Below are 26986 nucleotides of genomic sequence, written 5' to 3' on the forward strand. Positions count from 1 at the left end.
TGCGTGTGGTCGCTAACAATGCGTTCACGGTTGTCATAAGAGTCTTACGAATGCGTATGAGCGTTGGGAAAATCGCGGCCTGGTCCGCGAGAGGGCTGGTCTTTGCCGTCGCCATGGCGCTCGCTGCCTGCGGCGGTGGTCGCAGCGCGAGCGAAACGCGCGAGCAGGCCAACATCACGATCACCCAAACGGTGCAGGCGAGCTCGCCGGCGGGCGAGGCGGTCACATTCACCGTCGTCGTGCTGAACAGCGCGCAGGTCGCATCCAAGGCCTTCACGCTCGCCTGGGCGCTGAGCGGCGCCGAGACCGGCGACCCGACGGTCACCTGCACCACGGCCAGTTCCGCGGTCTGCCCGACGACGCTGGCCGCGACCTCGACGATCGACAGCCTGCCGGCGCAGCGCCAGCTGATCTTCAAGTACACGGTGACGATCCCGGCGGCCACGCGCGGCGCCGTCGTCGCCACGGCCGTCGCGACCAACCCGGACGAAGCCGACTCGAGCGACAACAGCGCCAGCGCGACGACCACCGCGGTCAGCGCCGACACCGCCACCTACCAGGTCTACGCCGCCGACGGCCGTGGCTACGAGATGGTGGTCGACTTCGACGCCGGCAGCTACACGATGACCGGCACCGGTGTCACCGACAGCCGCACGTTCACGCTCGATGCCGACAGCGGCAACTACCTCGTCGGCAGCGGCAGCGAGCGCCTGCGCACCGCCGACGGGATCGTCGTCGGCTCGCACGCCTTCAACGGCACGCTCACGCCCTATATCGCGGCGCGCAGCTTCCTGACCTCGACCACGGGTGCCGCCGGCAACTACAACCTGATGTTCCGCCGCGTCGCCAGCGACGGCAGCGGCGCGACCACGCACCCGGCGACGGCACGCGTGTCCGGCAACACGCTGCAGATCTGCGAGAACGACAACGAGGTGCTGTACGCGACGTCCTGCGGCAGCGGCTACCTGAAGAGCTACACGCTGACGGTCAGCGACGGCGTCTTCACCGCGGTGGCGACGACCGCCGGTGCCCCGGGCTTCGTCTTCCGCATCGCCTATGCGGGCGAATCGAAAGTGCTGCTGTCCGTGGGCGCCAGCACGCTGGCCGACAGCCGGCTGCAGTGGTTGGCCGGCCTGCAGGATGGCCAGGCGAGCTTCATCTCCGGTAGCTACCAGGGCACTGGGCTGCTGTCCGGCAGCACCGACTGGGTGGCGATCACGCTGGACTCCGACGCCGGCACCTACACCGTCAACAGCACCTCGCTCACCGACCAGGGCGTGCTGAGCTCCTCCGCCACGCAGCAGCCCAACGCCTTTTTCTACACCGAACTGACGACCCAGTACGTCGGCTCGCCCGTCTGGGTGCTCCAGAACTACCCGCTGCTGATCGTCGGTGGTGCACCGCTGGTCTCCGGCAGCGTGACCAACCTCAGCGGCCTGCTGCAGATCGCGCTGCCCTGAGCGCGCGCACCAACGCAAGCCAAGGAACCAGGATGAGCCTGAACCACATCGTCTTCATCGTGCTCGACAGCTGCCGCTACGACAGTTTCGTCGCCGCGAAAACGCCCAACGCCGACCGCCTCGGCGCGGCGCAGAAACGTTATTCCTACGCGTCCTGGACGGCGCCCTCGCACCACACCTTCGCGATGGGCATGCTGCCGCACACCAGCCCGAAGGAGATCTTCGCGTCCGAGGTCTACAAGGACGAGTTCGCGCAGTGGCGCGAGCGCACCGGCTGCGCCGACATCGCGTTCAAGGAGTTCCTGCCCGACCTGTCGCTGCCCAAGGTGCTGCGCAAGCTCGGCTACCGCACCGTGGCCAAGGTCTCGATGCCGGTGCTCAACAAGAGCACGCTGCTCAGCCGCGACTTCGACGAGTACAAGCTCATGCCCAATCACAACGACTTCAAGGGCATGGTCGCGGAGATGGAGTTCCCCGAGGACGAGCCGCACTACTACTTCATGAACGTCGGCGAGACGCACTACCCGTACATGCTGTCGGGCGCCGACCTGCCGCATATCTCGGGGCTGCACGGCGCGTTGAAGGGCATGGACGCGGTCGCCGAGGCGACCCAGGGCCAGCGCGGCTTCGAGCCCGGCCAGATGGAGATGCTGCGGCTGCAGCAGATCAAGTGCATCGAGTACTGCGACGCGCTGATCGGCCGCATCATGGACATGGCCCCGGCCAACACCCACTTCATCGTCACCGCCGACCACGGCGAGCTCTTCGGCGAAGACGGCTACTTCGGCCACGGGCCGATCATGCACGAGAAGTGCTTCGAGGTTCCGTTCGTCGAGGGACGGCTGGGCTGAATGGCCGCACCCCTGTTCCTGCTGGCGCCGCCGCGGTCCTACACCTCGCTGATGAACGCGATGCTGGGCCAGCATCCGCAGTGCTTCGGCCTGCCCGAGCTGTGCCTGTTCAACGTCGAGCGGCTCGTCGACCTGTGGGTGCGCACCACCGACGAGATGGGCAGCGAGGCCAAGACACGCCACGGCCTGCTGCGTGCCGTCGCCGAGATCTACGGCGGCGAGCAGACGATGGACAGCGTGCGCATGGCCACCCACTGGTGCGCGGCGCGCCAGAACCTGACCTCGGGCGAGATCTACCGCGAACTGGTCGACAAGATCGACCCGCTGATCGCGGTCGAGAAGAGCCCGGCCTACACGGTGGACATCCAGCGCCTGCTGCGCATCCGCGAAGCCTTCCCCGACGCGCGCTACCTGCACCTGACGCGCCATCCGGTGGGGCAGTGCAAGTCGGTGATGAGCTTGTACGAGGGCACCTTCGCGCTCTTCGTCAACTCGATCGACTTCCTCGAGGACCGCGCCATCGTCGAGCCGCAGTTCGCCTGGTACGACCTGAACATCAACATCCTGAACTTCCTCGACACCATTCCCGCCGAGCGCCAGATGCGCATCCGCGGCGAGGACGTGATGAACGACCCGCCGAAGTTCCTCGGCATGATCTGCCGCTGGCTGGGCATACGCGACGACGCCGATGCGCTGGGCGAGATGATGCATCCCGAGCGCTCGCCCTTCGCCTGCTTCGGGCCGCTGGACGCGATGTTCGGCAACGACCCGAACTTCCTCTCCGGCCCCACCTTCCGCCCGCACAAGGTGAAGGTGCCGCCGCTGGACAAGCCGGTGCCCTGGCGCGAGGACGGCCTGGGCCTCAAGCCCGAGGTGGTCGAGCTCGCCCGCGAGTTCGGTTATTGACATGAGGCCCCCAAGCTCGCTTTCGCTCGCTACCCCCCAAGGGGGCCGTCCGCCGGCGGACCGGCAGAGCCGGATCCGTGGCGGGAAGCTTGATCGCGTCGATTCCAGCGTCGATGGCGGCACGCTGCCCGCGGGCAACCGTGCATCGAATACTTGAACTCGAAATGAGTGATTCCGACAACCCACCGCTGGGCGAGCGCCCCAAGCTCGGGCCTATCGACGGCAGCCCGGTGACGACGCACCCCGACCTGAGCCGGCTGTCGCCGGCGCAGCGTGGCCTGCGCGATGCGCTGCTGCGCGAGTTCAAGGCCCGCAAGGCCAAGAAGTTCGTCGAGAAGCAGGTCCACTACATCAACGGCAACCGCCAGGTCGCCGAGTCCATCAAGATCCTCTTCGACGAGCACGGCCAGCCGCCGGCGAACGCGCCGATCGAAGACATCGTCGAGGAGCGCCGCCAGCTCGAATACCAGGTCCGCTGGTTCGAGGCGATGCTGCTGGAGCTGCAGACGCGGCTGCTGCGCGTGCGCGAGATCGAGGCGCTGGCGCTCGACATCCTCGAGCGCAGCCCGCGCGACTAGAGCCCCCGCCCCATGCATTCCAAACGAACTCCCGTCGCGCTCGCCGCCTTCGTGGCGCTGGCCCTGGCCGGCTGCACCACCGGCCCCGACTACCGCCGCCCGGCGCTCGACCTGCCGCCGGCCTATGCCGTCGCCGCGTCGGCGCCGCAGCCGGCCGAGACCGCGGTGCTCGACACCGCCTGGTGGTCCGCCTTCGGCGACCCGCAGCTCGATGCGCTGGTGCACGACGTGCTGGCGAACAACCCCGACCTGCGCATCGCCGCGCACCGCGTCGAGCAGCTCGACGCCTTCCTGCAGGTGGCGCGCTCCGAGCAGGGCCCGCAGGTCGCCTACGAAGGCCAGCGCACGCGCGACACGCTGAGCGAGAACCGCCAGTCGCCGCTGAACCGCGGCACCCAGCCGGTCGACAACAACTACACGATCTCCGGCGGCATCTCCTGGGAGCTGGACCTGTGGGGCAAGCTGCGCCGCTCCGACGAGTCGGCGTTCGCCAACCTGATGGCCGGCCAGGAAGGGCGGCGCGCGCTCGAGATGGCGACGGTCGCCAAGGCCGCGGCCGGCTATCTGCGGCTGCTGTCGCTGGACATGGAACTGGAGCTGCTCAAGCGTTCGGTCCAGGTCGAGGCCGACACGGTGGCGCTGGCGCAGTCGCGTTTCGACAGCGGCGGCAGCTCCGAGCTGCCGGTGCTGCACGCGCGCTCGGTGTGGCAGCAGCGCGGTGCCGAGATCCCGGCCAAGGAAGCCGAGATCGCGGCGATGGAGAACGCGCTTGGCGCGCTGGCCGGCCGCAACCCGGGGCCCGTGCCCCGCGCCCGGCTCGACGCGCTGCGGCTGCCGGTGGTGCCCGCCGGCCTGCCGGCGGACCTGATCGCGCAGCGGCCCGACCTGCGCGAGCGCGAGCAGGAGCTGGTTTCGGCCAACGCCCGCATCGGCATCGCCAAGGCGCAGTTCTATCCGACGATCTCGCTGACCAGCAGCTCGGGCTTCGCCAGCAACGAACTCGGCAAGCTCGACCAGCTGACCTCCAACTTCGGCAGCTTCGGCCTGCACTTCTTCGGCCCGGTGTTCAGCAGCGGCCGCCTGAGCGGCCAGGTGCGTGAAGCCGAGGCGCTGCAGCGCCAGGCGGCCGTCGAGTTCCTGAAGTCGGTGCAGCTCGCGCTGCACGAGGTGCAGGACGCCCTCGTCAAGCGCCAGAAGACCGAGGGCCAGCTGCTGCTGCGCGACGAGAACATCGCCGTTCTGCAGCGCCAGCGCGACGTCGCGCTGCGGCGCTACGAACTGGGCCGCGACGACTACTTCGACGTGCTCGACGCCGAGCGTTCGCTCGCCTCGGGCCTGCAGCTGCAGAACCAGACGCGCTACGCCCGTGCCGACGCGCTGGTCTCCCTCTACAAGGCCCTGGGCGGTGGCTGGTCGCTGCCGGCCGTCACCGCCACCACCGCCTCCACCGCCCAATCGACGACGAGCCCCCGATGAGTGACCAAACCAAGCTGGTGGCGCTGCCCGCCTACCTGCCGCGCCGCCTCCAGGCCTTCCGCATCGTCCGGGGCGACAAGACGAGCTACGTGCTGCGCGACAAGCTCGCCGACAAGACGCACGACCTGGAGCAGTGGCAGTTCTTCGTGCTCGAGGTGCTGCCCGGCTGCGAGACCGCCGAGAAGCTGCTGTCGGTGTTTGCCGACCGCTTCGGCCGCGAGATCAGCGAACACGAGGTGATGACCTTCTTCGCCCAGCTCGCCGACCAGAAGCTGCTCGACGACGAGGCCGCCAAACACCCGCTGCTCAAGCCGTTCACGCGCCAGGGCTACGCGCTGGAGCAGGGCCTGATCAAGCCCAAGTCCTTCGAGGAGCTGGCCGTCAAGCTGGCGAACCAGGCGCCGCGCCCCGGCGCACCGGCGCCGGCGCCGGCGGGCCCGCCGACACCCGGCGCGCCCGACGAGCTGCCCGAGGACGCGGTGCTGCCGGCCGGCATCAACGAAGCCGACAGCCTGGACCCGCGGCAGACGCGCCAGCTGTTCAAGTTCTTCGCGATGCAGCCGGTCGCCGCGGCGCTGCTGCCCATCGTCGAGCCGCTGAAGTACGCGATCTACCTGCTGCCGCTGCTGGCGCTGGCGGCGCTGTTCCTGGCGCTGAAGAACGCGTCCATCCTCTGGAGCGACATCACCTCGCTGCGCAGCGCGACGACGCTGGCGGTGCACGCGCTGTTCAGCCTGGTGACGATCAACCTGGCGGTGGTCGTGACGCAGTCGCTGGTGGCGCAGAAGTTCCGCGCCAGCCTGGGCGACTTCGGCCTGGGCCTGCGCTTCGGCTTCTTCCCGCGTTTCATGGTGCCGATCCGGCACACGATGCAGCTCGCACGGCGCGAGCGCATGTGGATGCACGCCGGCCCGCTGCTCACGCGCGTGCTGCTGTTCAGCATCGGCGTGCTCGTCTGGTACAACGCCCGCGGCCGTTTCGAGGGCCTGGCCAACATCGGCCTGGGCCTGACCTTCCTGTGCGCGGTGAACCTGCTCGTCGAAGGCGGCAACCCGCTGGTCAAGGGCAACGGCTACCACCTGCTGGCCGCCTTCGTCGACGAACCGCAGCTGCGCGGCAAGGCCTACCGCGCCTTCCTCGACCGCGTGCGCGGCGGCGCCAGCACCGAACGCGGCCAGGCGCTGCTGGCGACCTTCGCGCTCGCCAGCTTCATCTATGCCTACCTGGTGGTGCTGCTGATCGTCTACGTCAGCGGCCACTTCCTGCTCAAGGAGATGCGCCTGGGCGGTGCGGCGCTGATCGTCGTCGTCGGCCTGGGCGTGTTCCTGACGGTGCGCACGACGCGGCGCTTCAAGATGATCACGCGCGCCTACGAACGCTCGCAGCAGTTCGAACGCTGGCGCAAGCGGGCGCTGCCGGCCGAGGCCGGCGAGGCGGTGCAGAGTGCCGAGGCGCCGCAGAGCCGCACCTGGTACTACATGAAGCGGGCGCTGATCGTCACCTTCATCCTGATGCTGTTCCTGCCCTATCCGTACGACGCGGGCGGCGACTTCGAGATCTTCCCGGCCGAGCGCCAGGTCATCACCACCGACGTCGGCGGCGTCATCGAGCAGATCAACTACGACGGCGGCGAACGCGTGGCCAAGGGCGCCGTCATCGCGCGTGTCGCCAGCACCGACCTGAAGGCCCAGATCAGCGTCTTCGACGCCCGCATCTCGGCGCAGAAGGCCGTCATCGCCGACCTGAAGTCGCGGCCGCGCAAGGAAGAGGTCGCGGTCGCGCAGAGCGACCTGGAGACCGCGCGCCAGCGTGCCCGCTTCAGCGGCGAACGGGTGCCGCGCCTGGAGCGCATGTTCAAGGAACGCACGATCTCGTTCGAGGAACTGGACACCGCGCGCAAGGAAGCCGAGGTCGACCGCGGCGAGGTCGCGCAGCGTGAAGCCGCGCTCGCGCTGGTCAAGTCCGGCACGCCGCCGGACCGTGTCGCGGCCGAGGAGGCGACGCTCGCCGCCCTGGTGCAGCAGCGCGCCGAGGTCGAGGGCCGCGCCGGCCGCACCGTGATGACCATGCCCTTCGACGGCACCATCCTGTCGCTGCACCTGAAGGACCGCCTGAACAGCGTGCTCGACAAGGGGGCGCCGTTTGCCACCGTCGAGAGCAGCGGCCGCATGACGGTCGAGGTCGACGTGCCCGAAGGCGAGATCGGCTACGTCAAGGTCGGGGCACGCGTGCGCGTGCGGCCCAACGCCTTCAACGACCGCACCTTCGAAGGCAAGGTCGACCGCATCGACACCAAGGTGACGACGCAGCCGATCGGCCGTGTCGTCAAGGTCACCGCCGTCGTCGACAACACCAGCGGCGAGCTGAAGTCGGGCATGACGGGTTATTCCAAGGTCGACGCCGGCACGATGCCGGTGTGGCAGGCCTTCAGCCAGGCCGTGATCCGCTTCGTCAACGTCCAGGTCTGGTCGTGGCTGCCTTGATCGGCTGAAGCCGGCGCTCCCGCGGGAGCGTCGGCCACGGGCGGCCGGCGGCCGCCCGTGCGTTTGTTCGCGGACCGGTGGACAGTGTCATGGGTATCATTTTTGATGTCTGGAGCTGCCATCGGTTTTCGCATGTCATTGCTGACCCGCCTTCGTATCGGTGCCCGCATGGCGCTGGCTTTCGGCCTCATCGTCGCCCTGATGCTGGTCGTGCTCGCCGCGGTGCTGCTGCAGGTCGGGCGCGTCGAGCGCCTGAACCAGGAACTGGTCGAGGCCCAGGCCGAGCGCCTGTCTCTGGCCAACGAGTGGTACCAGAACATCGCCGTCAACTCGCAGCGGGCGCTGGCGATCGGCCTGTCCACCGACGAAGCGCTGGAGGCGGTCTTCCGCGACAAGATCAAGTCGGTGTCGGCGCGCACCAGCGAGATCCAGAAGCGCTACATCGAGCTCGAGACGACCGAGGAAGGGCTGCGCGGCATCGAGGCCATGGGCCAGGTGCGCCAGCGCTACCTCGACCAGCGCAAGGCCTTGCTGGCCGCGCGGGGCGACGCCGCCAAGGTGGCCGCCGAGGGCCAGTTGTTCCAGAAGCTGACGGCCGAGTACATCGACCAGGCGGGCAAGGTGCTGGACTACCAGCGCCAGCGCCAGCGCGAGCTCGGCGCCGGCGTCCAGGCGGCGACGAACGCGCTGCGCTGGACGACCGCCGTGATCTCGCTGCTCGCGATCGTGGCGGCCGCCATCATGGGCTGGACGCTGTCGCGCGGCATCACGGCGCCGCTGGCGGCGTTGCAGAACACCGCCCGCCGCATCGCCGGCGGTGACCTGGCCGAGGCCATCGAGATGCAGCCGGGCAAGGTCGAGACGGTCGAGCTCGGCAACGAGATCGTGCGCATGCAGCAGGCGCTGCGTGCGCTGGTCGGCCAGGTGCACGAGGTCGCCGAGTCGATCGAGGTCGCCAGCAGCGAGGTCGCCGCCGGCAACGCCGACCTGAGTGCGCGCACCGAGAGCACCGCCTCCAGCCTGGAGGAAACGTCCAGCACGATGCAGTCGCTCACCGGCACGGTGCGCCAGACGGCCGAGTCGGCGCGCAGCGCCGACGGCCTGGCGCGCTCGGCGGGCACGGTCGCCAGCAACGGCGGCACCGTGGTCCGGGACCTGGTGCGTTCGATGGAAGCGATCAACAGCAGCAGCCGGCGTGTCGCCGAGATCATCGGCACGATAGACGGCATCGCCTTCCAGACCAACATCCTGGCGCTCAATGCTGCGGTCGAAGCGGCGCGCGCGGGCGAGCAGGGCCGTGGGTTCGCCGTCGTCGCCGGCGAGGTGCGTTCGCTGGCTCAGCGTTCGGCCGAAGCCGCGCGCGAGATCAAGGCGCTGATCGACGACTCGGTGCGCGAGGTCGACTCGGGCACGCGCAGCGTCGGCGATGCCGGGCGCTCGATGGACGAGATCGTCGCCGCGGTGCAGCGTGTCGGCGAGGTCGTCGACGGCATCAGCGCGACCACCGCCGAGCAGAGCGACAGCATCGCCGGCGTCAACGCGGCCATCGTGCAGATCGAGCAGTCGACGCAGCAGAACGCCGCGCTCGTCGAGCAGTCGACCGCGGCCGCAGCCAGCCTGCGCGAGCAGGCGCGGCGGCTGACCGGGCTCGTCGGGGGTTTTCGCCTGCGCTGAAGACGGCTACTTGGACAGCGGCGCGCCCAGCCCGGTGTCCACGTACCAGACGCCGTCGTTGACGCCGTCCGGATAGGTGTCCGTCACCGGCACCATCCGGTTGTAGTAGATGAACGGGCCCTTGGCGGTGATGAAGTACTCCGGATCCAGACGCACACGCGGCTTGGTCGTGTCGTTCGTCAGCATCTTGAAGTTCTGCTTCAGCGGGTCGATGCCGCTGATCGCCAGGTGCGTCGGGTAGCTCTTGTCCCAGAACTTGTTGGACGGGCTGACGACGGTGAAGATGTACGAGCGGCCGTTGTGGCTGAAGACCTCGGGCGACCAGAAGTAGGGCAGCTGGGTCGGCGGCGTGATCGTCTTGATGACGGTCCAGCGCTTGACGCCGTCGGTGCCTGCGATCTTGCGGTAGACGAGGATCTTGCGGCGGAAGTCCGCCATCGTGAAGAACAGGTACTCGTTGTTGTACTCGGGCGCCTTCCACATGAACGCGCCGTACTTGCCGACGGTGTCGAAGGTCAGCTGCTCGACGGCGCCGCTGTCGGTGTCGTAGGTGTAGACCTGGTCGACGAGCTGCGGGTCGGCGGGGTTGTGGCCCTGGAAGATGATCGTGCGCGTGCCCGGCACCCAGCGGCGCGAGTTGCCGCCGGTCAGGTCCGAGATCGGCATCGCGACCTCGGTGCCGGCGTTCGACATCCGGCGCCAGAACAGCGCGCTCTTGTCGGCGCTGATGTAGTTGACGCGCGGGTCGGTGTCGCTGTCGTCCTTGGAGCCGTCCGGCGTTGCGCGGCCGGCCGAGTTCGGCAGCACCGCCGCGCTCCAGCTGCCGTTGACCAGCGTGGCGATGCCGATCTGCGCCGTCGCTTCGCTGTGCGCGACGCCGCTCTGGTAACGCGTGTAGACGATGCGCGAACCCGCGGCGCCCGACATCCATTCGGGGCCGTTGCCGAAGTCGGCCACCGGCGCCGTGTCGGTGTCGACGAGCACACCGTGGCCGTCGGGCGGGTAGAACGCGCCGGTCTGGAAGTCGATGTTGCCCAGCCAGAGCTGGCCGTCGGCCGCGGTGAAGGCGAACAGCGCGTTGCCCAGGCCGCCGTTGCAGCTCGAGCACAGCTTGCCGTTGCGCGCGGAATCGAACTCGTAGTCGGGGATCGCCGACTTCGTCACCTGGACCTCGGGCAGCGTGGTCGTGGCGGCCGGGCTGGCACCGGCGAAGGCGAGCAGGGCGGCGGCGCAGGCGGACGTGAAGCCGCCCCTGCGCAAGAGGCGTGAAGAGCGTGCGGCGGGCATTCGTGGAACTCCAGGTGTTCGGGGCATCGTAGCAAGCGCTGGGCAGCGTCCAAGGGGGCGCGGGGCCATCAACTCACGGGGGGAGGAATGCAATTGGCGCGCCGCAGGCCCCCCGTGTTCGTGTGTCCGGACCAGCGGCGTGCGTTGCCCTCGAACCGGGGGCTCGTTAAGGTTCGGTTACACCCGCGGCGGCCCCGGGATTGCTTCGTATGCCGCCTTCACCACCGAATCGTCCCGAGGTTTCATGCCCCACCGTTCCGTCCTGACACACGTGCTGCGCGCGTGCCGGCCGTCGCTGGCCGCCCTCTCGCTCGCGGCCCTTGCGGTGCAAGCGCCGGCTCAGACCTGGTCGCCCAACGAGAGCCAGGCTTCGGCCGAGGCCGAGCTGATCGACTACGAGTTCAGCCAGACGCGGGCCCAGATCGCCTGGAACGACACGCTCGGCAATCTCTGGGTCGCCAACGTCGACCGCGCGACCGGCAAGTTCATCCCGGCTGACGGCCGCGGCCTCGTCGTCGATCCCGACTCGATGACATTCCAGGACGCGCAGAAGACCAAGAACGGCCCCGAGTGGGTGCCGACGGCTGCGGGCGACATCCTCGTGCACACCAAGTACGTCGGCCGCCACACCGACGGCAACTCGCGCATCGGCGTGGCCGTGCCCCGGACCGACGGCACCTGGACGAGCACCGTGCTGTCCGATGCGGTGCGCAAGGCACCGTACGGGAGCAACGTCGTCGGCGACCCGGCCTCGCGCATCAGCTACGTCGACAACCGCGAGGTCCACTACTGGGCCGAGACCGCGAGCCCGGCCAGCGAACGCCGCATCGCCGACTTCCCCGACTCCAACTACCCGGTGCGCCATGTGATCTGCTCGCGCCCGGACATCCCCGGCACGCGCGCCGTCGTCTACCCGGTGACGGTGAACGGTGTCGACCAGGTCTTCTATCGCGACTTCGACAGCAACAGCTCGCAGCAGCTGACCTTCGACGCCGGCCAGAAGTACGAGGTCTGGATGTGGTGCGCGCCGGAGTACGGCCACGAACTCGTGTTCTTCACGCTCGTCGACCAGACCGAGCTGCGCGTCTACCGCAAGGTCTCGGGCCAGTGGACGGCGGTCTACAGCCAGCCGGCGCCCAAGGGCAACCAGATCTTCTCGCCCGAGCCCTTCACCTGGAACGGCCGGTCCTTCATCTTCATGGCGCAGTCGGTGCGGCCGAACAAGTTCCGCTCCGAAGTCTGGATCTCCAGCATCGACGCCACGGCGCCGGTGTTCAAGCGCATCACGCCGACCGAGCCGCTGCGCACGCGCACCGACCCCGAGGTCTTCATCACCGACGCCGGCCCGCGCATCTACTTCAACAAGCTGACGCCGGACGTCTCGGACTCGGGCCGCTACAAGCCCTGCCGCAAGCCGAACTGCTCCGAAGGCGTCTGGTTCGCCGACCCGGGCTTGTGACCCCGGGTCGCGCGCCCCGGCAGCTGCCGGGGCGCGTCAAGGCGCCGGCACGCTGAACAGCATCAGCCGCTGCACGCCCGAGATGTCGTACTGCTGCAGCACCGGCATCGTGCCGCTGGCCTTGGCCGGCAGCTCGATGCGCGCGGTGTTGTAGTTGATGCCGGGCACGGCGGGCACCAGTGCCAGGTCGTAGCTCGGGTCCCAGTTCTCGCCCAGCGCGTCGCCGACCTCGAGGCTGCCCTTGCCGCGCTGCACGCTGTAGCCCACGACCGGCCGGCCGTCGAACAGGCCGAGTTGCGCGTACGCGACCTTGCGCGCGTCGTCGACCAGGCGCGGGCCGCTCCAGGCCAGCGTCGCCGGGTCCCAGCGGAAGTGCAGCACGTCGTAGTTCTCGACGGTGATCAGGTGCACGCCGCCGCCGGCGTCGGTGACGACGTTGAAGTGGCTGGCATAGGGATCGGAGACGGTGCTGTCGACGCTGCCGACGAAGAGCGTCTCGGTCTGCCAGGGCGTGGTCGGCGCCTCGGTCAGCGCGTGGCGCGAGAAGTAGGTGAACTCGCGCACGGTCCAGACCATGCCGATGCCGCCGGGCACCGCCACCGGCCGCGCGCTGCGCTCGACGGCGCGGTTGTCGACGGGGCCGAAGCCGAGCCCGGGGTCGGTCCAGCCGCCGCCGGCGGGCCGGAACACGACGCGCAGCTGGCCCTGGTTGCTGAGCTTGTTGCGCGCCAGGAAGCCGACCCACAGCCCGCCCTGTTCGTCGACGGCGAGCGCCGGGTTCAGCGCCGCCAGGCGCCCCGAGGCGAAGGCGGTCTCGCTCGCCAGCAGCGTCCAGGCGCGGGCCACGGCGTCGTAGCGCAGCTGCTCGTGCATCACGGCGTTCGCCGCGGTGTGATAGACGATGTGGGCCTCGTCGCCCGCGGGCTGCACGTCGCCGGTCGACTTGTCGTCGGTACCGGCGAAGGCATGGGACAGCTGCCAGCTGATGCCGCCGTCGTGGCTGCTGTAGAGCGCCAGGCCGCCGGGCGCGTAGTGGCCGCGGTTCATCACCAGGTGCAGCGCGCCGTCTGCGGTGAGCCACAGGTGCTGCTGGTGGCGGTAGGAGATGACGCGCTCGTTGTCGCTGGCGAGGTCGGTCTCGACGGCACGGATCTGGGTGCCGGCCCAGGCCGACGCCGTGAACAGGCAGGCCGCGGCAAGCGCGGCGGCGGCCAATCGGCCGTGACGGCGGCGCGCGCGCCGCGATGCGGTGATGGACATCGTGTTCCCTCCGGATCTGGTTTTGCGCGGCCGACGGTGGCCCGCGCGACCGGGCGCGAGCACGCTCCGGGCCGGTTGCGGCGGCCCGCTCCCCCCGGTTCCCGGGATCGCACGCGCCGAGCGGCGCAAACGGCATCGGACTTGCACGGGACGTTTTGTGTCGCGCTTGTTTCCCGCCATTGCCGAGTTCTTCGCACCGTATTTGCACGTCGGGCGTTCACGTTCGGCCGTGCACCGTGCGGTAGTGCTCGGCGCCTCGTGCGCGAGCCCCCTCGGGTGGGTGACGCACGCCTTGCGAGTGCCGGTCTTCACTCGTTCTCGTGATAACTTCAGTACGAAATTGGTGCACGGGAAGACGAGGTCGGAGCGCGGCCCCACCGAACCGGGGTTACCAGGCCTCACGATGTTTCCAGTTCCCGTCGTCCGCCCCTTTCTTCACATCGCCTCACGCCCCCGACGCGTGCCGTCACGCCATGTGACGCATTGCGCGCGGCGTGGAGCCGTCCCGGCCGCATGCGGCCAGCATGTCGTCCAGCCTCCAAGATGAGCCTCTTCCAGACTTTCGTCTTCACCCCGGCCGGACATGACGGCGTCGCGCTGGCGATCGCCGCCTGCCGTGCCGGTGCCGTCGGTGTCGTCAACCACGAGATCGACGCCGAGCCGGCGCGCTGGACCCAGGCGCTGGCCACGGTCGCGGCCGCGACCGACGGCGGCCATGCGCTCAAGCTGCCGGCACTGGCCGACGGCGACGCCGAGCGCCTGGTTGCCGCGCGTGCCGCAGGCCTGGCCTGGCTGCTGATCGACGCCGCCGCGGTGCCGGCCGCGCGCGAGACGCTGGCCGCGCTGCGCGCCGCCGGCCTGCGCGTGATGGCCGAGCTGACGACGCCGGCCTGGCCGGGCGAGGCGCTGGACGCCGAGGTCGACGCGTTGCTGCTCAAGGGCAACGAGGCCGGCGGCTTCGTCGGCGAAGACGCCAGCTTCATCCTGCTGCAGAAGTGGCGCGGCCGCACGGCGCTGCCGCTGTTCGTGCGCGGCGGCCTGACGCCCGCGGTGGCCGCAGGCTGCTCGGCGCTTGGCGTGGCCGGCGGCGTGCTCGACTCGCAGCTGCTGCTGCTCGACGAGGCGCGCCTGGGCGAAGCCGGCCAGGCGGTGATCGCCGGGCTGTCGGGCAACGAGACGGTCGCCGTCGGCGACGGCGAACACGGCGAATACGTGCGCATCCTCAGCCGCCCCGGTCACGCCGTGGCCAAGGCGCTGATCACCGACGGCGACGGCTGCGGCTTCGCCGCGCTGCGCGCCAAGGTCGCCGGACGCATCAACTGGGACGACCCGCGTGCCGGCCTGCTGCCGGTGGGCCACGACGTCTGCTTCGCCGCCGACTGGCGCAAGCGCTACGGCCAGGTGGCTGCGGTGCTGAAGGCTTTCGACAGCGCGGTCGCGACCCAGCTCGCCCAGGTCGCGGCGCAGCCGCCGGTGGCCGAAGGCGCGCCGCTGGCCCAGGCGCTGGGCCTTCGCTACCCCATCGTGCAGGGGCCGATGACACGCGTCTCCGACGTCGCCGACTTCGCCCAGGCTATCGCCGACGGCGGCGGCCTGCCGATGGTCGCGTTCGCGCTGCTCAAGGGCGCGCCGCTGGACAAGCTGCTCGCGCGCACCCAGCAGTTGCTGGGCGACCGGCCCTGGGGCATCGGCCTGCTGGGCTTCGCGCCGCAGGCCCTGCTCGACGAGCAGCTGGCGCTGGCGACGCAGTACAAGCCTGCCTACGCGCTGATCGCCGGCGGCCGCCCCGACCAGGCGGTCAAGCTCGAAGCCGCGGGCGTGCCGACTTTTCTGCACGTGCCCTCGGCCAACCTGATCCCGCTGTTCGTGCAGGAAGGTGCGCGCCGCTTCATCTTCGAAGGGCGCGAGTGCGGCGGCCACATCGGGCCGCTGTCGAGCTTCGTGCTCTGGTCGACGATGGTCGACAAAATCGCCGACGAGATCGACGCGCGCCGTGTCGCGCCGGCCGAGCTGCAGCTGCTGTTCGCCGGCGGCATCCACGACGCCGCTTCGTCGGCTTTCGTGCAGGTGCTGGCCGCGCCGCTGGTCGCGCGCGGCGTCAAGGTCGGCGTGCTGATGGGCAGTGCCTACCTGTTCACCGAGGAGATCGTGGCCTCGGGCGCGGTGGTGCGCAAGTTCCAGCAGGAAGTCATCGACTGCCGCCACACGGTCAGCCTGGAGTCCGGCCCCGGCCACGCCAGCCGCTGCGCCTACACGCCGTTCGCGCAGGAGTTCTTCAAGAAACGCGCCGAGCTGCGCGAGCAGAAGGTGGCCGGGGAAGAGAGCCGGCGCGTGCTCGACGACCTGATCATGGGCCGGCTGCGCATCGCCTCCAAGGGCACGACGCGCATCGGCGAAGAAGGCCGGCTGACGACGCTGGACGAAGCGCAGCAGCACGCTGACGGCATGTACATGCTGGGCCAGGTGGCGACGCTGCGCGACGGCGTCACCACGGTCGCGGCGCTGCACGAAGAGGTCAGCGCCGGTGCTGCCGCGCTGCTGGCCGCCGCCGTCGACGCGCGCCAGGCGGCGCCGGTCGCCGAGGGCCGGCCGGTGGACATCGCCATCGTCGGCCTGTCCACGCTGCTGCCCAAGGCCGATTCGAGCCAGGCCTACTGGGACAACATCCTGGCCAAGGTCGACGCCATCACCGAGATCCCGGCGCACCGCTGGGACTGGCGCCTGTACTACGACAGCGACCGCCACGCGCCGGACAAGATCTATTCGAAGTGGGGCGGCTTCATCGACGACCTCGTCTTCGACCCGACACGCTACGGCATGCCGCCGAAGTCGATCGAGGCCGTCGACCCGATGCAGCTGATGGCGCTCGAAGTCGCGCGCCGCACGCTCGCCGACGCCGGCTACGACCGCAAGCCTTTCGACCGCGAACGCGCCTCGGTGATCGTCGGCGCCAGCGGCGGCACCGGCGACGTCGGCTCGCAGTACGGGCTGCGCTCGGAGCTGCCGCGTTTCTCGGGTCAGCTGCCGGCCGAAGTCGCCGCGCGCCTGCCCGAGTGGACCGAGGACTCCTTCGCCGGCATCCTGCTGAACGTCATCGCCGGGCGCATCGCCAACCGGCTGAACTTCGGCGGCGTCAACTTCACGACCGACGCCGCCTGCGCCTCGTCGCTGGCCGCGGTCTACCAGGGCGTCACCGAACTCGCCGCCGGGCGCAGCGACATCGTCATCGCCGGCGGTGTCGACACCGTGCAGGGCCCGTTCGGCTACCTGTGTTTCAGCAAGACGCAGGCGCTGTCGCCGCGCGGCCGCTGCAACACCTTCGACGCCTCGGGCGACGGCATCGTCATCAGCGAAGGCATCGCGATGATCGCGCTCAAGCGCCTGGCCGACGCCGAACGCGACGGCGACCGCATCTACGCCGTCATCAAGGGTGTCGGCGGCTCCAGCGACGGCAACGCCAAGGGCCTGACCGCACCGCTGCCCGCGGGCCAGCTGCGCGCGATGCGCCGCGCCTACCAGATGGCCGGCTTCGGCCCGTCGACCGTCGGCCTGTTCGAGGCCCACGGCACCGGCACCGTGGCCGGCGACACCGCCGAGCTCGAGAGCACGACGCGGCTGATGCTGGAGGAGGGCGCACGCCCGCACGGCGCCGTCGTCGGCTCGGTGAAGACGATGATCGGCCACACCAAGGCCACCGCCGGCGTCGCCGGCCTGGTCAAGGCCGCGCTGGCGCTGCACCACAAGGTGCTGCCGCCGCATCTGGGCGTCACCAACCCCAATGCGACGCTCAAGCGCGCCGACGCGCCGCTGCACGTCATCGACGAAGCGCTGCCCTGGCTGCCGGCCGAGCAGCCGCGGCGCGCCGCCTGCAGCGCTTTCGGTTTCGGCGGCACCAACTTCCACGTCGTGATGGAGGAGTACCAGCGCGAGTACCGCCCCTGGCTGCGCAGCGCGACGGCGCAGCGCTGGCCGGCCGAGCTGCTGCTGTTCGCCGCCGACGACCGTGCCGCGCTGGCCGCACGCCTGGCTGCGCTGCAGACGGCGCTGGCGGCGACGCCGGTGGAACTGCGCGACCTGGGCGCGAGCCTGGCGCAGCGCTGGCATCTGGCGCCCGAGCGCCTGGCCGTCGTCGCGCGCAGCGCCGAGGACCTGGGCACCAAGCTGGCCGCCGCCGCCGCCTTCCTGCGCGGCGAGGCCAAGGCGCTGCCGCCGGGTGTCTTCCACCGCTCGGGCACGCCGCTGGACGGCCGCGTCGCGGTGCTGTTCCCGGGCCAGGGTTCGCAATACCCCGGCATGGGGCGCGAAGCGGCGCTGTACCTGCCGCCGGTGGCCGACGCGCTGGCCGAAGCCGAGAGCGCGCTGCGGGCGCCGTTCACGCAGCGTTTCGGCAAGACGCTGGGCGAGTTCCTGTTCCCGCGGGCCGCTTACGACGACGCGGCCAAGGATGCGGCGCGCCGGGCCCTCACCAGCACCGACGTCGCCCAGCCGGCACTCGGTGCGCTCGAGGTCGGCCTGTGGCGGCTGATGCAGGCGCTCGGGCTGAAGGCCGACATGGCCGCCGGCCACAGCTACGGCGAGTTCGTCGCCCAGCACGCCGCCGGCGCGATCGACTTCGGCGCGCTGATGACGCTGTCGGCCGCACGCGGCCGCTTCATCGTCGACGAGGCCCGCGCCGCCGGTGCCGAACTCGGCACGATGGCGGCGGTGCCGGCCGAACGCGAAGTCGTCGAGCAGCTGATCGCCGACCTGCCCGACGTCGTCGTCGCCAACCACAACGCGCCGCTGCAGAGCATCGTCTCGGGCACACGCTCCGGTGTCGAGGCGGCCATCGCCAAGTGCGCCGCCGCCGGCATCGAGGCGCAGCCGATTCCGGTTGCTGCCGCCTTCCACTCGGTGCTGGTGAAGCCGGCGCAGGCGCAGCTGGCGGCGCTGATCGACGCCACGCCGTGGGCGCCGACCGCCATTCCCGTCTATGCCAACGCCACCGCGCGGCCGCACCCGGCCGAGCCGGCGCGCAGCCGCCAGCTGATGGCCGAGCACCTGGTCAAGCCGGTCGAGTTCGTCGCCCAGGTGCGCCAGATGCACGCCGACGGCGCGCGTTTCTTCGTCGAGATCGGCCCGAAGGCGGTGCTGTCGCGCCTGGTCGGCCGCATCCTGCCGGACGAGCCGCACGTCGCGCTGGCGCTCGACGACGGCAGCGGCCTGGCCGGGCTGCTGGCCGGCATCGGCCAGCTGATGATCGCCGGCGTCGCGCTCGACACCGAGCCGCTGTTCGCCGGCCGCGGCTGCCGCGTCGGCGACCCGGATCAGATCACGACGCTGGACCGGCGCGAAACCCCGGCGCGCACCGCCTGGGTCATCAACGGCGCCGGCGTGCGCCGGCTGGCCGACCCGGTGGCGCCGGTCGGCGTCACGCTCGAACAGGTGCAGGCGGCGCAGGCCGCCGCCGCGCTGCCGCCGGCTGCCGCGCCGGCTCCGGTGGCCGCCGCGCTGCCGCCGCAACCGGTGTTGCCGGCCGCCGCCGCGCCGCGCAGCGCCGCTATCACATCCCAGTTTTCCAGGAGGGTTCGAACGATGGATGAACGACGACCACTGCCCGCGACGGCCGACGCCGCCGTGCTGGCCGAATACTTCGAGACCATGCGCCAGTTCCTGGAGTCCCAGGAACGTGTGATGGCCGCGTTCCTCGGCCAGCCGGGCGGCGCGGCACGCACGACGCTGCGGGCCCGTCCGGCCGCGACGATGGTGCTGCCGCGTTTCGCCGAAGCGGTGCCGGCGATGCCGGCCGCGCCGGTGGTGCCGGTGGCTCCTGCTGCACCGGTCGCCCCGGTGGCGCTGGCGCCGGCTCCGGTGGCTCCCGCGCCGGTCGCGCCGGTGGCTCCGGCCCCGGTTGCCGCGGCTGCGGCTCCGGTGGTGGCAGCCGCTGCCGCTCCGGCGGCCGCGCTGTCGCGCGACAAGATGGCCGAGATGCTGCTCGCGATCGTCGAGGACAAGACCGGCTACCCGAAGGACATGGTCGGCCTCGACCAGAACCTCGAGTCCGACCTCGGCATCGACAGCATCAAGCGCATCGAGGTCGTCGGCGCGATGCTGCAGGCCCTGCCCGAGGCCTACCGGGCCGCGCTGGTCGAAAGCCGCAGCAAGCTCAACACCCAGCCGACGCTCGCCGGCATGCTGGACCTGATCGGTTCGGCCAAGCTGGAAGGGGTGGCCGTCCCTTTTGATCGTGCCGAGGCGGGAACCCCGGTGGTCGGCGTCGTCGTCGCCGACCAGCCCCCGTCTCGGCATCTGATCGAACCGACACCCGAACCCGTGCCCGCGACGGCGGCCCGCCGTCTCGCGGCCGGGCGTTTCATCGTCGTGCCCGACCGCGGCACGCTCGCCGACGGCCTGGCGGCACGCCTGGCCGAACGTGGCGCCACCGTCGAGGTGCTCGACAGCGCGCTGCTGGCCGACGAGGCGGCGCTGGTCGCCTGGTGCGGCGCGCGCCGCGCCGCGCCGATCGCCGGCCTCGTCTTCCTGCGCCCGGTCGACGCGCCGGCGCCCGCGGCCGACGCCGGCCCGGCCGAATGGCGCGCGGCACTCGCCGCTGGCGACCAGGCGCTGTTCGTGCTGCTGCGCGAACTGGGCCCGGCCTTCATCGAACAAGCCCATGTGCTCGCCGCGACCGCGCTCGGCGGCCTGTTCGGCCGCGGCCGTGCCCCCGAGGCGCTGCCGCTGGCCGGCGGCGCGCCGGGGCTCTTGAAGTCGCTGCGCGAGGAGCGGCCGGCGCTGCGCATCAAGGCCGTCGACCTGGACCCGACGCAGACCGCGCTCGCCAACGCCCAGGCGCTGTTCGACGAGCTCGAGCTCGACGGCGGGCGCCAGGAAGTCGGCTACCCCGGCGGCCAGCGCACGGTGTTCCGCAGCGTCGTGGCCGTTCTGCCGGCCGACGCGCCGCGCGTCGCGCTGGCCGGTGTCGTTGTGCTCGCCACCGGCGGCGCCCGCGGCATCACGGCCGAGCTGCTGCGGGAACTGGCGCGGCCCGGCAACACGCTGGTGCTGACCGGCCGCAGTGCGCTGCCCGACGCCGAGCCGGCCGAACTGTCGGCCTGCGCCGACGCCGCCGCACTGCGCGCCCACTTCATCGCCGAGGTGCGCCGCGGCGCGCTGGCGCTCAAACCCGGCGAGATCAACCGCCACGTGCAGGCGCTGCTGGGCCTGCGCGAGATGCGCGCCAACATCGCCGACTTCCGCGCCGCCGGCGCCGCGGTCGAATACCACGCCGTCGACGTCACCGACGAAGCCGCCATGCGCGCGCTGCTCGACGGCCTCTACGCCCGCCACGGCCGCATCGACGGCGTCGTGCACGGCGCCGGCGTCATCGAGGACAAGCTGATCGCCGAGAAGACGACGGCGAGCTGGCAGCGTGTCGTCGCCACCAAGCTGATCGGCCTGCTGCTGCTGCAGAAGTGGCTGCGCGCCGAGAGCCTGAAGTTCCTCACCGTCTTCAGCTCGGTCGCCGGCCGCTACGGCAACAGCGGGCAGGGCGACTACGCGACGGCCAACGAGCTGATGAACCGGGTCTGCGAACACCTGCGTGGGCGCTGGGACGGCCGCGTCGCCGTCAGCGCGCTGTGCTGGGGCCCGTGGGGGCCGACGACCTACGGCGCCGGCATGGTGACCGCCGAGACCGAGGCCAAGTTCGCTGCCAAGGGCGTGACGCTGGTCAGTGCGGCGGTCGGCCGCAAGCTCTTCGCCGACGAGATCTCGCGCCCGGCCGGCGGCCCGGTCGAGGTCGTCTGCGGCGCCGGCCCCTGGGAGCGCCACGAAGCCGAAGTCGGCGCCTGGCGCGAAGCGGCGCCGGTGGCCGAAGGCCCCGCGCTCGGTGCGCTGCTCGGCGCGGCGCGGGTGCTTGACCCCGGCCGCGGCGAGCAGATCGTCGCGCTGCGCCTGGACGGCCGCCACCTCTACCTGCAGGAACACGTGATCGACTCGACGCCGGTGCTGCCGGCGGCGGCCGCGCTGGAGATCGTCGCCGAAGCCGCGGCCTCGCTGTGGCCGGGCTGGAAGGTGGTCGAGGTGCGCGAGTTCCGGCTGATGAAGGGCGTGGAGCTGAAGGAGCCGGTGCGCTCGCTGCAGGTGCTGGTGAGCCCGCCGCCCTACGGCAGCAGCGAAGGTTTCGAGGTCGTCGCGGCGCTGCAGAGCGAGCTCGGCAACGGCCGCGCGATCACGCACTACAAGGGCGTCGTGCGCCTGGAGCAGCAACTGCCGGCCGGCGAACGTGTCGTGCCGCGCCCGCACCGCGAGAAGAGCCTGACGGTCGAACGGGCCTACGGCGAGTGGCTGTTCCACGGCCCGCGCTTCCAGGTCATCGAACGTTTTTCGGGGCTGTCGCAGCAGGGCGCGGGTGCGATGGTGCGCTCGACGCACCCGTCGAGCTGGCTGCGCGCCATGCCGGCCGACGCGCCGGGCTGGGTGTTCGACCCGGCGCTGCTGGACGCCGCCGCGCAGATGGCCTGGCTGTGGGCACGCGCCTTCCGCGACGAGTCGGCGCTGCCGGCCAAGTTCGGCCGCGTCGTGCGCTACCGCGAACGTTTCCCGGCGCGGCTGCAGATGGAATACGAACGCATCCCCACCGACGACCCGCTGCTGATCCGCGGCAACGTGATCTTCAGCGACGAACACGGAGAGCCGGTGATGCTGATCGAGGAACTGGAGAGCATCGCCAGTGCCGCACTGAACCGCCTGGGCGGCACGGCGCGCACGGCGATCGACGCATGACCCGCAATCCCCCGAACCCCGCGCCCGAGTCGATCGCGCTGATCGGCATGGCCTGCATCTTCCCGGACGCGCCGGACCTGCAGGCCTTCTGGAACAACATCCTCGACGGTGTCGACGCCGTCGGCGACCCGGTGCCCGAATGGGGCGCCGAGCGTTACCTGGCCGACGGCCGCATCAAGACGCCGCGCGGCGGCTGGCTGAAGGACCTGTACCGCTTCGACCCGCGCGAGTTCGGGATCATGCCGAACTCGGTCGACGGCGGTGAGCCCGACCAGTACCTGGCGCTGCGCATCGCGCGCGACGCGCTCGCCGACGCCGGCTACCTGGGCGCCCAGGTCGACCACCGCGACACCGGCATCATCCTCGGCCACAGCACCTATCTGCACCGCGGCCAGGTCACCGTCATCCAGCACAACATCGTGCTCGACCAGACGATGGAACTGCTGAAGGCCGCGCTGCCGGGGCTGGACGCCGCCGCCGAAGCCGAACTGCGGCGCTCGCTGCTGGCCAAGCTGCCGCCGCACGGCGCCGACACCGCGCCCGGCCTGGTGCCCAACGTGATGACCGGGCGCATCGCCAACCGGCTGAACCTGAAGGGCCCGAACTACCTCGTCGACGCCGCGTGTTCGTCTTCGCTGCTGGCGGTCAGCGCCGCGGTCGACGAACTGCGTGCCGGGCGCAGCCGCATGATGCTGGCGGGTGGCGTCAACGCCTCGCTGCCGGCCGACGTGTCGACGATCTTCACCCAGCTCGGCGCGCTCAGTGCCCGCGGCCGCGTGCGCCCCTTCGAAACCGGCAGCGACGGCACCCTGCTCGGCGAAGGCCTGGGCATGGTGGTGCTCAAGCGCCTGTCGGACGCACTCGCCGACGGCGACCGCATCTACGCGGTGCTGCGTGGCATCGGCCAGGCCAGCGACGGCCGCGGCACCGGCCTCTTGGCGCCCAGCGTCGACGGCGAGACGCTGTCGATCCGCCGCGCCTACGAACACAGCGGCGTCGACCCGGCGACCGTCGGCCTGATCGAGGCCCACGGCACCGGCATCCCGCTGGGCGACAAGACCGAGATCGCGGCGCTCGCCAACGTCTTCGGTCCGCGCCGCGGCGCCGGCGGCAGCATCGCGATCGGCTCGGTCAAGTCGATGATCAGCCACTGCATCCCGGCCGCCGGCGTCGCCGGCCTGATCAAGACCGCGCTCGCGCTGCACCACCGCGTGCTGCCGCCGACGCTGTGCGAACAGGTCAACCCCGATCTCGGGCTGGAACGCACGCCGCTGTTCGTCAACACCGAGGCCCGGCCCTGGATCGCGCCGCTGGGCCAGCCGCGCCGCGCCGGCGTCGACAGCTTCGGCTTCGGCGGCATCAACACCCACGCCATCGTCGAGCAGGCGCCGGCCTCGGCCGCACGCCCGCTGCTGCTGGCGCGCTGGCCTTTCGAACTCTGCGTGCTGTCGGCGGCCGATGCGCCGTCGCTGGCCGCGGCCGCTGAGACGCTGGCGGCCGCGCTGGCGCGTGAACCGCGCTGGGCGCTGGACGAGGTCGCCGCGGCACTGGCCGCCGCCGACCGCGGCGGCCCGGCCCGGCTGGCCATCGTCGCCAAGAGCCGCGAGGCGCTGGCCAAGGGCCTGGCGCAGGCGCTGCCCAAGCTGCGCAGCGCCGGCGACAAGGCTTTCGCGACGCGCGGCGGCGTCTGCTATTCGCCGCGGCCGCTGGACGGCAAGCTCGCCTTCCTGTTCCCTGGCGAAGGCTCGCAGTACCTGGGCATGTTCGCCGACCTGGCGCCGTGTTTCGACGAGCTGCGCGAGTGGCTGGACTTCTGGCGCGGCCTGTACGACGACCTGCCCGGCGACACGCGCACCGACATCGTCTACCCGCCGGCCAGCGAGCTGACGCCCGAACGCCGCAAGCAGCTCGAAGCGCGGCTGCACGACATGGACGTCGGCAGCGAGGCGGTGATGATCGGCGGCCAGGCGATGTACTCGCTGCTGCGTGCGCTCGGTGTCGAGCCCGACGTGATGCTGGGCCACAGCTCGGGCGAATCGTCGGCGCTGGCCGCCAGCGGCGCGCTCGCCACCGACGACCGCGGGCTGCTCGCCAGCTTCATCCGCGACCTGAACGCCGTCTACGCCCAGGTGATGGCCGAGGGCAAGATCCCGACCGGCGCGCTGTTGGCCGTCGGCGCGCTGCCGGCGGCGATGGTGCATGAGACCGTGGCCGCCACTGGCCTGGCGATCGACGTCGCGATGGACAACTGCGCCAACCAGTTGGTGCTCTACGGCACGCGCGACGCGATCGACACGGTGCAGGCGCGGCTGACGGCGATCGGTGCGATCTGTATGCCGCTGCCCTTCGACCGCGGCTACCACACGCCGTCCTTCGGCGCGATGAGCGCGGCGTTTGCCGAACACTACAAAGCGATCAAGCTGGCCGCGCCGCGTGTGCCGCTGTATTCGTGCGCGTCGGCCGGGCTGTTCCCGCAGACGCCGGCGGCGGTGCGCAAGCTGGCTGCTGCGCAGTGGTCGCAGACCGTGCGTTTCCGCGAGACGGTGCAGAACATGGTCGCCGACGGCGTGCGCTGCTTCGTCGAGGTCGGGCCCTCGGGCAATCTGACCGCTTTCGTCGACGACATCCTCGCCGACCAGCCGCACCTGGCGCTGGCCTCCAACCAGCGCCGCAAACACGGGCTGGAGCAGCTGCTGGCGACGCTGGCGCAGCTCTGGGTGCACGGCAGGCCGATGTCGCTGCAGGCGCTGTACACGCGCCGGCGCATCGCCGTCGTCGACCTCACGCAGCCGGCCCCGGCGCTGCGTGTTGCGCCGCTGCTGGCGAACACGATGCCGGTGCTGCATCTCGACGATGCCGACCGGGCACTGCTGCGGCGTGTCGGTGGCGGCGCGCCCGCCGCACCCGCGCCGACCGCGGTCGAAGCCGCGCCGCAGCCCATGCCGGCAGCAGCCACCGAAGCGGCATCCGATGCCGCAGACGACGGCGAAGCCGCCGCGCGGGCCGCCGTCATGGCCGATTACTTCGCGACGATGCGCGCCTTCCTCGCGCAGCAGCAGACGCTGCTCGAAGGCTGGCAATCGGGCGCCGCGGCCGAAGCAGCGCCGGCTGAAGCCGGCGATCCGTCAGCCTGGGCGCCGTTCCTGGACGAGATCGTCGAGTCCAGCGCCACGCGCCTGGTCGCACGTTGCCGGCTCGGTCTGCACCAGGACGCCTTCCTGCGCGACCACGTGCTGTCGGGGCGTGGCTCCGACACCGACCCCGAACTCTCGGGCCTGGCCTGCGTGCCGCTGATGGTGAGCCTGGAGATCATGGCCGAGGCCGCCGCGTTGCTCGCCGGCACGACGGCTTTTGCCAGCATCGAGCAGGTGCGTGCCTTCGACTGGATCGCGCTCGACGACGAGGCGCTGGAGCTGGACGTCGTCGCCGAAGCCGTCGCCGGCGAGCCCGGGCTGTGGCGCGCGACGCTGTCGCAGCACGGCGCGACCGCTGTGACGGCGCTGCTGCGCCAGGCGTCGCAGCCGCGGCTGGCGGCGCTGCCGGCGCTGGCCGCACCGCGTGCCGCACGCTGGGACGGCCAGGCGATCTACGACGTCGGCATGTTCCACGGCCCCATCTTCCAGAGCCTGGCGCACGTGCGCGGCTGGGACGAGGGCGGCATCGACTGCGAACTCACCGACTGCAGCCTGGCCGGCTTCTTCGACGGCCAGACCCTGCCGGCCATGGTGCTGAACCCGGTGCTGCTGGACGCGATGGGCCAGCTCGCCGCCTGCTGGGTGGCCGAACACGTCGGCACCGACTTCAACTGCTTTCCGTCGACGATAGAGCGCATCGAGCTGCTGGCCGAACAGCCGGCGGCCGAGGCCGGCCTGGTGCTGCGCGGCCGCCAGCAGCCGGTGGATGCGGCCCAGGCCGGCGACATCGCCGCCGCACGCCGCTGGCAGTTCGAGGCCTGCACGGCAGACGGCCGGCCGCTGGTGCGTGTCGACGGCCTGGTCAACGTCTTCTTCCACGTGCCGCACCGCTTCTACCAGCTGCGCCGCGACCCGCTGGGCGGCTGGCTCGGTGCGCCGCTGGCGCCGGCCGGCGGCACGCGGCTGTGGCAGCTGGAGAACCTGCCCGAGGCCTTCTGCGCCCAGTCGAACGCGATCTTCCTGCGCATGCTGGCGCACGCGACGCTGGCCTGGGAAGAGCGTGAGACCTGGCGCGCGCTGCCCGAGAACCCGCGCCAGCGCCGCCAGTGGCTGCTCGGCCGGCTGGCGCTGAAGGAACTGGTGCGCCACTGGCTGCACGAACGCAGCGGCCGGCTGGTCTACCCGTCCGACGTCGTCGTCGGCCACGACGCGCAGGGCGCGCCCTTCGTCGACGGCTGGTGGGTTGATGAACTGGCGCCGCGGCCGGCGGTGTCGCTGACACACGGCGCGCGCTGGAATGTCGCAGCGCTGCGCGAGGATGGTGCGGCGGTCGGTGTCGACGCTGAAGAAATCGGCCGGGTGCAGCGCCCGGACCTGCTCGAAGCCGCTTTCACGCCGGCCGAACGCGCCTGGCTGCAGGCGCAGCCGGTGGCCAGCCACGGCGACGCGCTGCTGCGCCTGTGGTGCGCCAAGGAGGCCGCGGCAAAATGTCTCGGAACCGGCCTGCAGGGAGCTCCGGAGGCCTTTGCCGTCACCTTCGAATCGGGGGTCGCGGACCGGGCCCGGGTGACCCGCGGTGATATCATGGTCCCGGTTTTGCTTCAGTTCGTCGGGAATTCGGTGGTCGCGGTCGCCGAATATCAATAAGAGTATCA

At 71.1% G+C, this 26986-nt stretch carries 12 protein-coding genes; 10 read left to right on the forward strand and 2 right to left on the reverse strand.

Annotated features, from left to right (window positions below; translation table 11 throughout):
• Nucleotides 1-113: 113 nt before the first annotated feature.
• The 7 genes from CKO43_RS04925 to CKO43_RS26200 all read left to right on the forward strand — a co-directional run bounded on the left by CKO43_RS04925 (nt 114) and on the right by CKO43_RS26200 (nt 9428).
• The gene (locus tag CKO43_RS04925) at nt 114-1460 is read left to right on the forward strand and encodes a hypothetical protein (protein WP_242481055.1); all 1347 of its coding nucleotides are present in this window, start codon (nt 114-116) and stop codon (nt 1458-1460) included.
• Nucleotides 1461-1492: 32 nt separating this feature from the next.
• The gene (locus CKO43_RS04930; RefSeq protein ID WP_200230386.1) at nt 1493-2311 is read left to right on the forward strand and encodes a sulfatase-like hydrolase/transferase; all 819 of its coding nucleotides are present in this window, start codon (nt 1493-1495) and stop codon (nt 2309-2311) included.
• Nucleotides 2312-3217, forward strand: a complete 906-nt coding sequence (locus CKO43_RS04935; RefSeq protein WP_200378001.1) for a sulfotransferase family protein — start codon at nt 2312-2314, stop codon at nt 3215-3217.
• Nucleotides 3218-3381: 164 nt separating this feature from the next.
• Nucleotides 3382-3795 carry a hypothetical protein gene (locus CKO43_RS04940; RefSeq protein ID WP_200230389.1) on the forward strand — a complete coding sequence of 138 codons (414 nt, stop codon included), beginning with the start codon at nt 3382-3384 and terminating at the stop codon, nt 3793-3795.
• A 12-nt stretch (nt 3796-3807) separates the two neighbouring features.
• Nucleotides 3808-5271: an efflux transporter outer membrane subunit gene (locus tag CKO43_RS04945; RefSeq protein WP_200378002.1), complete on the forward strand. Its 1464-nt coding sequence runs from the start codon at nt 3808-3810 to the stop codon at nt 5269-5271.
• Entirely contained in the window at nt 5268-7754 is a 2487-nt protein-coding gene (locus CKO43_RS04950; RefSeq protein WP_200230393.1) for an HlyD family secretion protein, read from the forward strand. Before CKO43_RS04945 ends, CKO43_RS04950 begins: the two co-directional genes overlap by 4 nt.
• 132 nt (nt 7755-7886) lie before the next feature.
• The gene (locus CKO43_RS26200) at nt 7887-9428 is read left to right on the forward strand and encodes a methyl-accepting chemotaxis protein (protein WP_200230396.1); all 1542 of its coding nucleotides are present in this window, start codon (nt 7887-7889) and stop codon (nt 9426-9428) included.
• Between the two features lie 6 nt (nt 9429-9434).
• Here the strand turns inward: CKO43_RS26200 and CKO43_RS04960 are convergent, their stop codons facing one another.
• A complete protein-coding gene (locus tag CKO43_RS04960) occupies nt 9435-10715 on the reverse strand; it encodes a hypothetical protein (protein WP_242481056.1) in 1281 nt (426 codons plus the stop codon).
• A 244-nt stretch (nt 10716-10959) separates the two neighbouring features.
• Between CKO43_RS04960 and CKO43_RS04965 the strand changes: the two genes are divergently transcribed.
• Nucleotides 10960-12174 (forward strand): hypothetical protein, encoded by a 1215-nt coding sequence (locus CKO43_RS04965; RefSeq protein ID WP_200378003.1) that lies wholly within the window; start codon nt 10960-10962, stop codon nt 12172-12174.
• 36 nt (nt 12175-12210) lie between these two features.
• On the opposite strand, the gene CKO43_RS04970 is transcribed toward CKO43_RS04965, so the two are convergent.
• Nucleotides 12211-13434, reverse strand: a complete 1224-nt coding sequence (locus CKO43_RS04970; RefSeq protein ID WP_200230400.1) for a hypothetical protein — start codon at nt 13432-13434, stop codon at nt 12211-12213.
• 543 nt (nt 13435-13977) lie between these two features.
• Between CKO43_RS04970 and CKO43_RS04975 the strand changes: the two genes are divergently transcribed.
• Complete coding sequence (locus CKO43_RS04975; RefSeq protein WP_200378004.1) at nt 13978-22197, forward strand: type I polyketide synthase; 8220 nt, start codon at nt 13978-13980, stop codon at nt 22195-22197.
• Nucleotides 22194-26978 carry a type I polyketide synthase gene (locus CKO43_RS04980; RefSeq protein WP_200378005.1) on the forward strand — a complete coding sequence of 1595 codons (4785 nt, stop codon included), beginning with the start codon at nt 22194-22196 and terminating at the stop codon, nt 26976-26978. Before CKO43_RS04975 ends, CKO43_RS04980 begins: the two co-directional genes overlap by 4 nt.
• The last annotated feature ends 8 nt before the right edge of the window (nt 26979-26986 follow it).

Source organism: Rubrivivax gelatinosus (assembly GCF_016583785.1).
GTDB classification, from domain to species: Bacteria; Pseudomonadota; Gammaproteobacteria; order Burkholderiales; family Burkholderiaceae_C; genus Rubrivivax; species Rubrivivax gelatinosus_B.